This is a genomic window from Streptomyces triculaminicus (genome assembly GCF_017349075.1).
In the GTDB taxonomy this organism is placed as follows: Bacteria; Actinomycetota; Actinomycetes; order Streptomycetales; family Streptomycetaceae; genus Streptomyces; species Streptomyces triculaminicus.
The window spans coordinates 1643853-1656942 of sequence record NZ_JAFMOF010000002.1 but is presented as its reverse complement, the minus strand read 5'-3'; the positions used below and the strand labels follow the sequence as shown (position 1 = coordinate 1656942).

11 protein-coding genes are annotated in these 13090 nt (G+C 71.8%); 4 read left to right on the top strand and 7 right to left on the bottom strand.

All coding sequences use genetic code 11. The features are described 5' to 3' along the window. Positions 1-182: 182 nt before the first annotated feature. A complete protein-coding gene (locus J1792_RS17640) occupies positions 183-752 on the top strand; it encodes a hypothetical protein (protein WP_086574325.1) in 570 nt (189 codons plus the stop codon). Between the two features lie 48 nt (positions 753-800). Here the strand turns inward: J1792_RS17640 and J1792_RS17635 are convergent, their stop codons facing one another. The 4 genes from J1792_RS17635 to J1792_RS17620 form a co-directional block, all read right to left on the bottom strand. Further along, positions 801-1592: a hypothetical protein gene (locus tag J1792_RS17635; RefSeq protein WP_207247660.1), complete on the bottom strand. Its 792-nt coding sequence runs from the start codon at positions 1590-1592 to the stop codon at positions 801-803. Positions 1593-1716: 124 nt separating this feature from the next. After that, positions 1717-2277 carry a hypothetical protein gene (locus tag J1792_RS34205; protein ID WP_242645958.1) on the bottom strand — a complete coding sequence of 187 codons (561 nt, stop codon included), beginning with the start codon at positions 2275-2277 and terminating at the stop codon, positions 1717-1719. A 179-nt stretch (positions 2278-2456) separates the two neighbouring features. Continuing rightward, positions 2457-2660 (bottom strand): acyl carrier protein, encoded by a 204-nt coding sequence (locus tag J1792_RS17625; protein WP_086574324.1) that lies wholly within the window; start codon positions 2658-2660, stop codon positions 2457-2459. A gap of 23 nt (positions 2661-2683) precedes the next feature. Next, positions 2684-4303, bottom strand: coding sequence for an AMP-binding protein (locus tag J1792_RS17620; protein ID WP_207247659.1), 1620 nt, complete (start codon positions 4301-4303; stop codon positions 2684-2686). A gap of 211 nt (positions 4304-4514) precedes the next feature. On the opposite strand from J1792_RS17620, the gene J1792_RS17615 reads away from it, so the two are divergent. Further along, the gene (locus J1792_RS17615; RefSeq protein ID WP_086574320.1) at positions 4515-5468 is read left to right on the top strand and encodes an alpha/beta fold hydrolase; all 954 of its coding nucleotides are present in this window, start codon (positions 4515-4517) and stop codon (positions 5466-5468) included. Then, the gene (locus tag J1792_RS17610) at positions 5465-6457 is read left to right on the top strand and encodes an NAD-dependent epimerase/dehydratase family protein (RefSeq protein WP_207247657.1); all 993 of its coding nucleotides are present in this window, start codon (positions 5465-5467) and stop codon (positions 6455-6457) included. The genes J1792_RS17615 and J1792_RS17610 overlap by 4 nt, the downstream gene beginning before the upstream one ends. A 355-nt stretch (positions 6458-6812) precedes the next feature. Here the strand turns inward: J1792_RS17610 and J1792_RS17605 are convergent, their stop codons facing one another. Continuing rightward, positions 6813-8678: a sugar-binding protein gene (locus J1792_RS17605; RefSeq protein WP_307843018.1), complete on the bottom strand. Its 1866-nt coding sequence runs from the start codon at positions 8676-8678 to the stop codon at positions 6813-6815. 189 nt (positions 8679-8867) lie between these two features. Here J1792_RS17605 and J1792_RS17600 point away from each other — a divergent pair, with 189 nt between their 5' ends. Further along, entirely contained in the window at positions 8868-10640 is a 1773-nt protein-coding gene (locus J1792_RS17600; protein ID WP_086574317.1) for an NAD(P)/FAD-dependent oxidoreductase, read from the top strand. 37 nt (positions 10641-10677) lie between these two features. Here J1792_RS17600 and J1792_RS17595 read toward each other — a convergent pair whose 3' ends face one another. Together J1792_RS17595 and J1792_RS35825 are read right to left on the bottom strand one after the other, a co-directional pair. Next, on the bottom strand, positions 10678-11841 hold the full coding sequence (locus tag J1792_RS17595) for an NAD(P)/FAD-dependent oxidoreductase (RefSeq protein WP_086574315.1): 1164 nt from the start codon (positions 11839-11841) through the stop codon (positions 10678-10680). Next, positions 11838-12725: a LodA/GoxA family CTQ-dependent oxidase gene (locus J1792_RS35825; protein WP_372446129.1), complete on the bottom strand. Its 888-nt coding sequence runs from the start codon at positions 12723-12725 to the stop codon at positions 11838-11840. The genes J1792_RS17595 and J1792_RS35825 overlap by 4 nt, the downstream gene beginning before the upstream one ends. Positions 12726-13090: the final 365 nt, after the last annotated feature.

Sequence of the window (13090 nt, the reverse complement as noted above, 5' to 3'; positions counted from 1 at the left end):
AGGTCCTTCCCGGAGACCTCGTCGCGCTGGTAGGGATGGGGAGCGGCCTGAGCCTCGGGCTCGTCGTCGTACGTCTGTGACCCCGTCCCGGGGGTACAGGGTGAAGCGGGACGTACTCGCATCGTTGACCGGTACACGCAATCAGCCCGAGACTGTGTGCCCCACACTTCTCGGGAGGCACAATGCGAGCACGCGTCTTTGCCGTCACCCTCGTCATCGCCGCCGTCGCCGCCGCGGCGACCCAGGCCACTGCCCAGCCCGCGAAGCCCCACCCGAAGACCCCGGCGGCCTGGTGCAAGTCCCAGGGCGGCGACCCGGCGACCTACCGGCCGCTCTACGACTCCGGCCCCAAGCTCACCCCGCTCGGCGGCCAGCGGGAGCTGTGCGAGTTCAGCGCCAAGGACACGTCGCACATCGTCGTCGCGACCGACACCCTCGATGCCGACCTGCCGACCCTCGCCGCGCTCGCCTACGTCCGCAAGCCGCCGCTGCCGGAGCACCCGCAGGGGAACCCGTCGGCCGCCTACTGCGCCGCTATCGGCGGAACGACGCAGTTCGGCAACCGGAAGAGCGACACCGGTGGCTGGATCAAGTCCGGCGACCCGATCGACCGTGACCACCTGCGGAGCATGTGCCTCTTCGCCGACGGCTCGACCATCGACGCGTGGGGCCTGACCTACCACGCCCACGGCGTGATCCGAGGCGCCGACCTGGAGCACAAGTTCCGTGCCACCATCCCCGCCGGCACGTGATCTCCAGGTGTGCGCAGAACCACGCCGCCGCGCTCGCCGGTGGCAGGGTCAGCCGGCCGACCGGGTTCGGGTGACGGTGAAGAGCAGCGGTGTGCGGACGCCGAGCGAGGCGGCAGCGTCGGCGAGGGCCTCGGCCAGCCAGCCGACCGCGTCGCACGACCACTCGGTGAGTTCCCCGCGCAGCACCATGCCGTGCAGGGGTGGACCGTTCCAGAAACCGTCGTCGAACGGTGGTGCGAGGACGCCGTCCTGGCCGACGAGGTCATGCGAGCTGTAGGCGAAAACCGGTTGGTCCAGGTGGCGGAGGCAGTCTGCGAGCCGTTCCGCGACGTCGGGGACCGAGGTGTCCCGGCCGCTGTTGATGTTGACCTCGACCGGTGTCCTCGACCGGGGGTCGCGCTCGGCGAACCAATCGGCCGTCAGCATCGACGGGAGGGGCGCGTACGCCGGGCGGGCCGCGGCGTCGAGCCCCTGAACCGGCAGGAGGAGTTGTACGGCTGTCAGGCGCAGTGTGCCGATCTGCAGGGTCGCGCTCTCGGCGCACTGCAGGAACGACCGTACGGGTAGCGGCCGGTCATCGGCGACCGCGCTGGCCTCGACCTGGAACCACGAGACCAGGTCGGCCCCAAAAGCGTTGGAGGGGGCGTTCCATCCGGCGTCGTTCATGGCCCACAAGCCGGCGGCCCGCCGCAGACGGTCCTCGGAGCCGCCTCCGGCCGACCTGTCGTCGAGCCATCCCATGGCGAGCGACCGCTGGTGGAAGAGCGAGTAGGCGTCATGCTCGAAGCCGGGATCGCCCCAAGCGTGCGCGGTGAGTTCACCGTGCAGGGCGGCCAACATGGTGCCTGCGGTCCGTCGGACCACAGGCACCACGCCGGGCTGACCTGTGGCGCTCTGCTCCGGCACACCAAGTCCTCTCTCTTTGCTGTGCATCGCAGCCGCGCCGTTCTCCACCTGCTCGTTCTCAGAACACCTGGCAGGCGACCTCGGCTTGGCGGTACGGCCGCTCGCCCGTGTCGCTCTCATCGATCACGTCGACGTCCACGTGGTTGCGCCACGATGCCGCGTTGGTGTTGGTGCAGTCGTGGCGCGCTGCCGTGCGGTAGCTGCTCCCACCTGTGCCGGGCTTGAGCGTTTCGGTTCCCGAGCACGCTTTCCTGCGCCAGGTGTTGTCCGTGTACCACTCGTAGAGGCAGTTATATACCTTGGCGCGATCCTTGGTGCAGGTTCCCTTGCCCCACCATCCGTGGCCGGACACCGCCACTCCGGTGGCGGACCGGTGCGGATTGTCTCTCCCGCTCTCAGGTGTGCAGGCCGCCGCCACTGTCGTCTCGGAATCCACGTTCGCCGGGTTCCCGGTGGGGAGAACCTTTCCGTCTTCGTCAAGGTACACCGCGGTGTCGTCGATGCCCTGCGGCGCGATTCCCGGTACAGCGTCCCCCTGGTGAATACCCTCCGGAGCGCTCTCGACCGGTATGGACACGGCCATCGCGGGCGTCGACACGCCTCCGATCGCCAGGGTCATGAAGACGGCCGTGACAGCACGACGTAATCTCATGTTCAACAAAGCATTCCCCCATCACGCAGGCGGACTTGCCCTAGGTCGCCATATGATTACCTGCCTTTCAAAGGCGAGACCACCTCACATCCGGCCAAGCCGCACGGATACCGCGGCCCGCCCCGCGCCTTGGCACGGGCCTGCCGTCAGCCGGGTGGTACGGCCGGCTGGGCCATCCGCTCGTGGATGAGGCGCGCGAGGCGGGCCGGGGTGGCGTCCGTGGAGAGGTCGAGCGGTGAGAGGTGGATGTCGAACCGGTCGCGGACGCGGAGGAAGAGCTGGGCGCCCATGAGGGAGTCGACGCCGAGTTCGTCCAGGCGCCGGTGCGGATCGATAGCGGCGGCGTCCATGGCGAGGACAGGCCTTCACTCCGTCACGGCCGGCGGAGCCGAGGGGCGGCCCAGCGGGCGAGCCGGTCACGGTCGATCTTGGCCCCGTGCCGGTGGTCGACCGGCAGCGAGTGGTGGAAGAGCACGGGTACGTCCGCCGGTACGCCTCCGGCCCCGCCGGCGAGCGCCTCGCGCACCCCACGCCGTACCTCCGCGCGGCCGGGGCCGGACCGCTCCTGCTCCACGACCACGACGGGGCGCCGCTCCCCGGCCGTGGCGACACCGACCAGCGCGGCCCTGCGCACCCCCGGCACCCCCTCGAGCACCGGCTCGACGCGCTCGGTGAGCAACTCCCTGCCCACAGCCTGCACCCGGTGCGCCAGGCGGCCGTGGAACCAGATGCGGCCCTGGCCGTCGAGGTGGCCGGCGTCCCCGGTCCGGTGGACGACCTCGCCGTGCGCGCCCCGCTCCTTCGCCGGGGCGGCCGCCCCGGTGGCTGCCGGGTCGAGGTAGGCGGGGCTCACGTACGCGCCGCTGACGGCGAGTTCGCCGACCGTACCGCAGGGCAGCCCGGGCGCCCCCGTCCCGGCCGGGCGGTCCGGCGGGAGGACGCGGACATCGACGCCGGGCAGGGGGCGACCCAAGCACACCCCGTGGCCGGCGGCGGTGGCGGGGCGCAGTGCGAGCAGTTCATGGTGGTCGATGGCGCTGACCGGCAGGGCCTCGGTGGCGCCGTAGACGCTGTGCACGGTCACGTCGGGCAGGCAGTCGCGCACCCGGTCGAGCACCGCGTAGGGCAGGGTGGCGCCGAAGGAGAGGATGTGCCGCAGCGTGGGCAGCGCCGTGCCGGTGCGGTGGCAGTGCCGGGCCAGACGGTCCACCAGCGCGGGCGATCCCCACAGCGTGACGGCGCCCGTATGCAGCACGGCCTCGACGAGCGCATGGGCACGAACGTGGGCGGGCCGCCTGAGGTCGAGGCGGGGGACGACCATCGTGGTGCCCAGGAGCGGCCCGAGGAATCCGGCCGGCGCGAAGGCCGCCACCGAGAGCTCCCTCGCCGGCGGCAGTCCCTCGCTGAACGCCCGGGCCACCGCACGAAGAGCGGCGTGCCGGTGGACGACGCCCTTGGGCGGTCCCGTCGCACCGGAGGTGAAGACGACGAGCGCCGTCGCGTCGTCGGGCGGATCGGTCAGCCCCTGCCGGGGCGTCACCTGCCGGCGCAGCCTGTCCAGGGACGGGCCGGGCCAGAGTACGGGCGCGCCGACGGCGAGGCGCCGCCGCACCCCGCGCCCGCCCCAGCCGATGATCCTCCCGGCGAGATCCGCGAGCGGCTCGCCCAGCACCGCGTCCGGTGCGGCCGCGGCCAGGCACCGCCGCATCACCGGCAGCGGAAGGGATCCGTCGACGAGGACCGGGATCGCCCCCATGCCGATCAACGTGACCACATTCACGGCGAGTTCGACGGGGTCACGGGTCAGGACCGCCACCCGGTGACCCGGCCGGACGCCGGCCCGGTCGAGCGCGGCGGCGGTCGACATACTCAGCGCCACCGCGTCGGCACGGGTGAGGGCCCCGAACTCCCCTCCAGGCGCCGGATACCGGAGACACACCTGCTCGGGAGTGCGTGTGAACTCCCCCAGCACGTCCGTCACCAGTGACGCCACCTCGGGGCACCTCCCCTCGCCCACGGGCCCACGGCCCGCCACCCCAGCATGCTGCCGCCCACGGCACCCGGCATCACCCACAGGCGTGAATCAGCACCGTTGTCGCCCGTATCGGTCCGCGCCCGCACATGAAGGCGTCGACGGCGGACGAGACATAGCGGTGGGAGCACACCGCACGCGTCGCCTCAAACCCCGAGGAAAGGCCGACCGCATGCCCGCCCCGACCGCCCGCACCACCGCCTGGCCCCGGTTCCCCTTCGCCTCACAGTGGTTCGACCACCCCGACGCCCGCATGCACTACGTGGACGAGGGCACCGGCCCGCCCGTACTCATGGTCCACGGCAACCCCGCCTGGAGCTACATCTGGCGCCACCTGGTGACGGGGATCCACGACGCCTACCGCTGCGTCGCCCCCGACCTGCTCGGCATGGGGCTCACCCAGGACCACGCCCCACTTCCCGCGTCCCTCCTCGTCGGATCCCAAGTGGCCGCCCTGGACGACCTCGTGGACCACCTGATCGCCGAACGGGGCGCACCGGAGCACGGGTGGACGGTGATCGGCCACGACTGGGGCGGCCCCATCGCGCTGACCTGGGCCTGCCTCCACCCGGACCGGGTCGACCGGCTCGTCGCCCTCAACACGCTCGCCTTCCCCTTCCCCGCCGACGGCCTGCCGCCGCGCTGGTTCCGCCTGCTGCAACGCCCCCTGCCGAGCACGGTGGCCGCGCACTACACCACCGGCTGGGTACGGGGAGCCGCCCGCCTGGGCACCACGACGCCCCTGCCCACCGAGGTGCGCCGCGCCTTCGCCGCCCCTCACCGCCGACGCCGGCACCGGATCGCCCAGACCCGGTTCCTCCGCGACGTCCCCCTCACCCGCAAGGTGCCGGGCTGGTCGATGATGACCCTGATGCAGCACCTCACGCGTGCCCTGCGCCACCATCCCCTGCTGGTCGGCTGGGGCATGCGCGATCCGGTGCTACGGCCGCCGCTGGCCCACGAATGGCAGCGACGCTTCCCCCACGCCCACGTCCTGCGCTACCCCGACGCCGGCCACTACGTCCTGGAAGACGCCCGCGCCGAACTCGTCCCCGCCATCCGCCACTTCCTCGACACCGCCCCTCCCCCACCACGCCCGGCCGCACCCCACCGGGACCTGCCATGAGGATCCTGGTCACCGGCGGCAGCGGCTTCCTCGGCCAGGCCCTGTGCCGGCGACTCCTCGCGGCGGGCCACACCGTGCGCGCGTTCCACCGGCACCACGACCCGGAACTCGCCGCCCTCGGCGTCGAACAACGGCTGGGCGACATACGGGACGCCGACGCGGTACGCCGAGCCGTCGCCGGGCACGAGGCGGTCCTCCACACCGCCGCCCGCGTCGCCCCCGGCGGGGCACCGGCCCGCTTCCACGACGTCAACGTCACCGGCACCCGGCACGTGCTCGACGCCTGCCGCCGCCACGGCGTGGGCACCCTGATCCACACCTCCAGCCCCAGCGTGGTCCTCGGCGAGGACGACATCGACGGCGGCGACGAATCACTCCCCTACGCCCGCGACCCTCTCGGCCCCTACCCCGCCTCCAAGATCGCCGCGGAATGCCTGGTACTCACCGCCAACGGCCCCGGACTCGCCACCGCCTCGCTCCGCCCCCACTGCATCTGGGGCCCGGGCGACCCCCACTTCGTCCCCCGGCTGCTGCGCGCGGCCCGCTGCGGCGTCTTCCCTCTCCCCGGCGGCGGCCGCAAACGCCTCGACACCGTGCACATCGACAACGCCGCCCACGCCCACCTCCTCGCCCTCGACCGCGTCACCCCAGGCCAACCCGCCGCCGGCCGCCCCTACTTCATCACCCAGGACGAACCCCGTACCCTCGCCCACTGGCTGACCGCCCTCTTCCACGCCCTGGGCTACGCGCCCCGCCTGCTGCCCGTCCCCGAACCACTCGCCCGTACCGCCGGAGCGATCTGCGACACGGGCTGGCGGCTACTGCACCTACCGGGAGCACCCCCGGTGACCCGCCTCGTCGTGGCCGGAGCGCTGCGCGCCCACTGGTTCGACATCACCGCGGCCCGTAGCCTCCTCGGCTACCGCCCCCTCGTCAGCACCGACGAGGGCCTCCGCCACCTGCGCGACGCGCGGGCTGCTGAGAGCTGAGGCATGCCGGGGAGGCCGGGGGCTTCAGAACCTCGGCACCATGGTCGCTGACGACGGCAAGGCGGCGGGCTCCATGGTCGACCAGCCGGCGAGGGGCGGCCGCCTCGAGCCTAGAACGGCCCCTGCGTGAGGGCGACGGAGTCCGGGACGCTGACCACCGGCGGGGCGGTCAGCGGCATGACACCGTGGGCCCCTCCAGGCCGGCCATGGCCCGGTACAGGCACTCGGCGGCACGGCCGACGGGGGCCGCGACTCCGTCCGAAAGGCCGCCACAACGGCCACGGTTTCCGGAAGGCACCGCACCGTCGGCCGAATATGTGCGGAAGCTGAATACGTCGGGAAGACCGCGACGACCTCATTGCGGCCGGCGCGGACCGCAGCCGAGAGGCACGCCGGTGCGCTCGGACTGGTCACGGGAGGCTTTGGAGTCCTTGCTCAGGGCCGCCTCCAGCGGAATGTCGGGCGCGTGCGTCGGACGTCCGGGCGGCGGGACGTATCCGGGCAGGCGCAGGCCACCCCATACGTACGGGTCGGCCTGGGCGCTGCCGTACGCGGACCAGGCGAGCCGGGAGTGGCCCGCCTTGTCCTGGGTGTCGGAGTCGAAGACGAGGACGTTCGCGGTGAGGCGGTCGGGGTCGACGGGCGCGGGGAGGTCGGCGAGCGGGATCTTCGCCTCGACGGTGTAGCCCTCGTACGGCTCGGTCACGGTGGACGCGGCGACCATGCCCGGTGCGGTCTTGGCCGCCGGGCCCTGTCGGTTGTCGCCGTCGCGCCCGGCGCACGCTCCTCCTCCGTTCGCGGTGAAGGGGAGGACGGCGGCCTTGAAGGTGGTGGACGTGTCGTCGGAGCGGCCCTGCGGGTCGAGGCCGACCTCGACGGAGTCGGTGCGCCAGTGACGCTTGCAGTCGGTCTTTGCGTCGAGGGCGGCGCCCTTCTTGTCGTCGGTGACGTGCACCAGGACGAACAGGTCGTCGCCGTGGCGAGCAAACCGGGCGTCGGCCGCGCAGTCCTTCGCGGAGGAGCAGCGCGTGCCCTCCCAGTGCGCGAGCTTCAGCGCCCCCGCGGGGTACTCGCCGGGGTCCGCCTTGCCGTTGACGACCGGCGCCTTCGCGACCTCGGGGACCGTGGCGGAGGGACGGGCCGGGTAGGCGGGCTGGGCCTCGTTGGCCAGCCACGGCATCTTCATCCGCCGCGCCCAGTCCCGGAACTCGGCGTACTGGGGACGAAGACCGGACTGGGCGCGTTCCTCGGCCTGCCGGGGCTTTCCGTTCTCGGCCACGACCGTGAACCATTCGCAGGGCATCTTCTCCGCCGGGGTGGTGACGTCCTTCGGCAGAGAGCCGAAGCCCTGCGTCTTGTACGTACGGGCCGCGTCCCGTTCCAGCTGGGCCCACGTCTTCCCGCTGACGGAACGCCCGCCCGGCCAGACGCCGAGGACGGGCAGCTCGGTGCTCTTGTCAGTGATGCGCCTACCGTCGCACTGGGCACCCAGGGGGCCCTTGAAGCCCCAGCTCTGGGTGAGGAGCCGGGAGGGTTTCCACGGCTTGTACTTCTCATCCTTGATCTGTTCGGGGAACGCCTTGGGGTCGCCGGCCATGGCGAACGCCTCGATCGCCCGGCGCCCGGCCTGCTGGTGGGCGCCGTGCTGGTTGAAGGGCCGCGGGTCCATGGTGACCACGGTCTTCGGGGTGGTCGCCCGGATCACCCGGACCAGCCGCTCGAGCGTGTCCGTCGGCCGCTGCGGCGCCCGGTTCCAGACCTTGCCGGTCAGGGGCGCGTTGAGCGTGTACCAGAAGTCGGGCTTGTCGAGGTAGTAGACGTCGCGGACTCCCAGGATTCCGACGGCCTTGCGCTCCTCCGTCTCACGGATCATGCCGAGGGCGGCGCCCTCCTGGGGACCGATGGCGTTGCCACCGCCCTCGCCCCGCGTGATGGTGACGACCGCGCTGCTGAGCCCTTCCTTCTCCTTCCACCGCCCCAAGGTGGCCAGGGACTGGAACTCGTCGTCCGGGTGGGCGCCGATGAACAGGACGTCGGCGTGCGCCCGGTCCGTACCGCTGCTCGACGCCCCGCGCCCGGTCGGCTCGGCCTTCGTGTCGCACGCGGCCATCACCGGCACGAGCGCGATCAGCCCGGCTGCCGAGAGCGCGACGGGCAGGATGCGTCTCCGTTTACGCGGATGCTTGGGTGGATGCCTGCGTGGCAGTTTGCATGGATTCACAGGAACTCGTCCTTTCCTCCGGCTATTTCTCTGTCTACCCACGAATTCGGGCACGGCCCACCAGGAAAATCCGCCGCCTCCGGGCCGGTTATCCGATGGTTACCGCCACATGGTTGACGCGGTGACGCATCTCGTTTGCCTGCCGAAGCCCCCGGACAAACGCCGAAGGCCGCCTCTGAAAGGATCACGATGCACACCGTCCGGCATGCCATCGCCCTGTCCGATCCCGATCCGCTCCGCAGGCTGAAGCTCCAGGAATTCTTCGCCAAGTGGTACGGAGAGCAATTCACGGTTGTTCCCACCGCACAGGCGGAGGACACCGCACAGATGGTGGACGCCCTCACCCAGGAGGGAATCGACGTGGTCCTCGTCGCCGCGGTGGGCGACGAGCCGGGGGCCTCTGCGGTGCTGGAGCGTGCCGGGGCGGCGGGAGAGGAACCCGGGCGGCTCTGGCTGGTGCCCGACAGCGAGGGCGAGGCCGTCGCGCCCCATGACAGCGCACCCGCCCGCCTGCCGTTCACCACCGACACCCTGGCGGAACTGGCCCCGCGCGTCGTCGACGACGCCATCGCCGACTGGTGGGAGCACGCGACACCGGACCAGCGTGACGGCCTCGAGAGGGTGACGGTCAAGGCGCCTCACCGTTCCCTCAAGGCGTTCGAGATCCGGGCCTTCCTCTCCGGCAGCGGCTTCGTCATCAAGTGGCAGAAGCCGAATCCGGCCACGGACGAGAACGTGTACGTGACGGTCCCCGGCGTGCAGGAACCACTGAAGAACCCCTCCCTCGCCCGCCTGGCGGTCGCCCTCAAGCTGGTGGACCCGGCCGAGGACAACGCCTGGTTCGACATCATCATCGTGGGCGGAGGGCCTGCCGGACTGTCCGCCGCCGTCTACGCGGGGACCGAGGGCCTCAAGACGCTGGTCATCGAGGACGACGTGCCGGGCGGCCAGGTAGGGCCCAGCACCGAGATCGCCAACTACTTCGGCTTCCCCGACGGGATCGCCGGCTTCGAACTCGCCCGCCGGGCGCTGAAGCAGGCCCGCAAGTACAAGGTGGCCTGGCAGCCCGCCCATCAGGCCACCGCGCTGCGCATCGGCGACTCCAAGAAGCCGCACGAGGTGACCGTCGGCGGAACGGAGACGCACACCTACAAGGCCGGGGCGGTCGTCCTCGCCAGCGGACTCAAACCCACCCGGATGGACGTCCCGGGACTCAAACCCCTGCTCGGGCGCGGCGTCTACTACAGCGCCCTGGCCGTCGACGCGCCGGAGACGACGGGCGACCGCGTGGCCATCGTGGGCGGCGGCAACTCCGCCGGCCAGGCCGCGCTCCACTTCGCCAAGTACGCCAAGGACGTCACCATCATCATCCGCGGCGACAGCATCAAGCAGAAGATGTCGGACTACCTCGTCAAGCGCATCGAGGTACAGAAGAACATCCACGTCTGGACGAACAGCAACGTCTCACGGTGCAAGCCCGACGCCGGCAACGAACTGGCGAGCCTGGAGATCACCCACAACCAGACGGACGAGGTCCGCTACCTGGACGCCCGTTGGCTGTACCTCATGCTGGGCGGCAAGCCGGACATCGGCTGGGTCGGCAAGGACGCCAAGGGAAAGATCGCCGTGTCCGCCGTCTCGGGTGCCGTACTGACGGGCATGAACATCCCCGGTCATGCCAAGGCGCTCGTGAAGGTCGCCGAACTCGCCCAGAAGGAGGGCGAGCAGAAGGGCCACACAGGAGACAAGCTGGTCAAGCACATCGAGACCGCGGTACAGAAGGCCCGGGCGGCCAACAACGAAACGAGCGTCCCCGGCGTCTACGCGGCCGGAGACGTCCAGTACGGCGTCCCCCCGCGTGTGGGTTCCGCCGTGGGACAGGGCGCGGCCGTCCTCGGCGAGCTCTTCCGCTACATCGCCAAATACCCTCACCTCTTCCCGTCCTTCCAACCGAAGTCGTGACCACCGGCCTCCGCGTCGGTGAAGAGCGGCGCTGAGGTCATGGGGCTCGGTGCCGGCGTCTCCAGAACTGCCGCTGTGGCCAGCGCTGTTCGAGGGCGTAGTACGCGTCCCGGTTGCGCAGGTGGGCGGCGACGATGCCGGCGATGTTCGCCGCGTAGTGGTCGAGGGCCACGGGGTCGCCGTCCAGGCGTGCGGCGATGGCCTCGCCCGCTCTCATGCCCGTGTAGAGCGCGGTGAGGATGCCCTGGGAGGAGAGCGGGTCGAAGGCCGCCGCCGCGTCACCCGCGGCGGTCCAGCCGTCTCCGTGCACCCGGTCGAGGTGCGCGGTGTGGGCGGGTGCCCGCCGTGGGGCCACGGGCGTCGCGTGCATCGCATGCATCGCGCGGCCGTGGCGCAGGCCGGCCCCGACGCCGACGCGCGCGGCGATGTGGCGCGTGGCGGCGAGCCGGTCGAGCCAAGGCGGGCCGGTGCGGGCGGCCGGGAGGTCCGCGTCGGTGAACCAGGCGACGAGCAGGTGGTCCGAGGGCAGCGCGGCGGAGTACCACCAGCCGTCGGGGGCCGCCTCCACCAGCGTCGAGTTGTCCGCGCAGGCATCCCGGTCGCGGCCGAGGACGCAGTGGAGCGCGGTGAGCCGGTCGTACGTACGCCGCCGCGCGCCGTACGCGGTGGCGATGGCGGCGCGGCGGCCCGTGGCGTCGACGAGCCACCGGCACCGTACGGTCCGGCAGTCGTCGGCCCGGTAGCCGTCAGCCGGATAGCTGTCGGCCCGGCGCAGGCTGACCGTCCAGGTGCCGTCGGCGTGCCGTGCCCGGGGGCGGACGGTCACGCGCGTCTCGACGTGTGCTCCCGCCGCCTCGGCGCAGGCGCGCAGGCGGCGGTCGAAGAGCGGGCGGTCGAGGTGCCAGCCGGGGCCGTGCGGGTCGTTGACGCTGTCCACCGAGCCGAGGGCCGGCGAGCCCCAGGCGGAGAGGTTGGCGTAGCAGGGCAGGTGGCCGTCCCCGGGGATCCGGTCGCCGACTCCCAGGTCGCGCAGGAGCACCCCGGCGGCGGCCGGCAGGGCTTCGCCGACGCTGGGGGCGCCGGTGGCCGCGTCGGCCAGTACGACCGTGCGGCCCTCCCGGGCCAGGGCCAGGGCGGCGGCCGCGCCGGCGGGCCCGCCGCCGGCCACCACGACGTCGTACAGATCGTCGCAACCCCTCACGACGTCTCTCCGGCCGCTCCCTCCCCGTAGGGGTCGAGCTTGTCGATGTACCCGACGGTGATGATCTCCGGCGGGTAGCCCGTGGCATCGGAGATCTCGGAGACGACGGCGTCGAGGGAGACCCGCTCCAGGCTGACGGCCTCGTCGACGTGGATGTTCACCAGGTTGTGGTCGTCGGACACCCCGGTGAGGTCGAAGCCGGGAACGGACTCGACCTGCAGGCGCTCGGGGTACTTCCCGTCGCCCACGGTGTACGGGCGGACCTCGACGATGCCGAACTTGTGCCACTCCTTCACCGCCTGGACCAGCTGCGCCTTCGGGTCATTGCCGCTCAGGCCGCGCAGCCAGGAGGCGCGGCGGGCGAAGGCGTCCTCCCGGTCGCTCTCCACCGCGTTCGAGTCGTTGACGACGTGGTAGTCCGATTCCTTGAGGACGTGATTGGGCACGCGGGCGGGCCAGAAGGTCGGCAGGTGGGGGTCGTAGCGCGGCCCGAGGTTCGCCCGGCTGAATTCGTATCCCCAGCGGCAGCTGGCGGCGTCGGTCTGCCAGGGGACGGCCATCCACCGGGTCAGGCCGCCGGGCGCCTGGGAGTGGAGCGGTCCGTCGGCGGCCAGCACTCGCTGTTGGGTGAGTGCGGCGCCGTAGTCCGGTTCCGGCTGTCCGGCCGGCCGGTGCTGGATGCGGAACGGCTCGGAGTACATCGAGGGGTGCCGGACGGGCCAGGTGACCTCGCAGCCGGGGTGGAAGGCGTCGGCGAGGCAGAAGTCGAGCGCGGCGCGGTCCAGGAGCCCGGGCTGGTCCCCTACGGGGGCGTCCTCGAGGGAGTGGGGGAATCCGGCCCAGGGGCTGGGGTCGAAGTCGCCCTGCACCCACTTCAGCAGCATGCCGTCCTGCAGCTTCGAGAGGGTCATGTACTGCAGGTCGGATTTCGGCTTGCTGGCCATTCCGTCGCCGTAGAGCCAGGGCCAGGTCATGGGGGCGATGTGGTCGCGGTTGCGGTCGCGCAGGGCGGTGTAGATCTGCCGGCGCAGTTCCTGGTGGGTGTCGCCGGTGGCGGAGAGGCGGCGCAGCGTCTCGGGGGCCATGAAGTGCTCGGGTCCGCCGAAGCCGAAGTGGGTGGCGAAGCCCTTGTTGACCCATTGGAGTTCGCAGAACCGGCGGAGGATGGGCTTGATGTCGCGCTCGAAGGACACGACGGTGGGCGCGGGGAGTGTGCCTTCGTCGACAAAGAGGTCTACGAGCAGGTCGT

Excerpts from the sequence above, each read along its gene's own strand:
- J1792_RS17635 (WP_207247660.1), bottom strand. The coding sequence starts at position 1,592 with ATGTTGGCCGCCCTGCACGGTGAACTCACCGCGCACGCTTGGGGCGAT.
- J1792_RS34205 (WP_242645958.1), bottom strand. The coding sequence starts at position 2,277 with ATGACCCTGGCGATCGGAGGCGTGTCGACGCCCGCGATGGCCGTGTCC.
- J1792_RS17640 (WP_086574325.1), top strand. The coding sequence starts at position 183 with ATGCGAGCACGCGTCTTTGCCGTCACCCTCGTCATCGCCGCCGTCGCC.
- J1792_RS17610 (WP_207247657.1), top strand. The coding sequence starts at position 5,465 with ATGAGGATCCTGGTCACCGGCGGCAGCGGCTTCCTCGGCCAGGCCCTG.
- J1792_RS17625 (WP_086574324.1), bottom strand. The coding sequence starts at position 2,660 with ATGGACGCCGCCGCTATCGATCCGCACCGGCGCCTGGACGAACTCGGC.
- J1792_RS35825 (WP_372446129.1), bottom strand. The coding sequence starts at position 12,725 with ATGCTGCTGAAGTGGGTGCAGGGCGACTTCGACCCCAGCCCCTGGGCC.
- J1792_RS17615 (WP_086574320.1), top strand. The coding sequence starts at position 4,515 with ATGCCCGCCCCGACCGCCCGCACCACCGCCTGGCCCCGGTTCCCCTTC.
- J1792_RS17600 (WP_086574317.1), top strand. The coding sequence starts at position 8,868 with ATGCACACCGTCCGGCATGCCATCGCCCTGTCCGATCCCGATCCGCTC.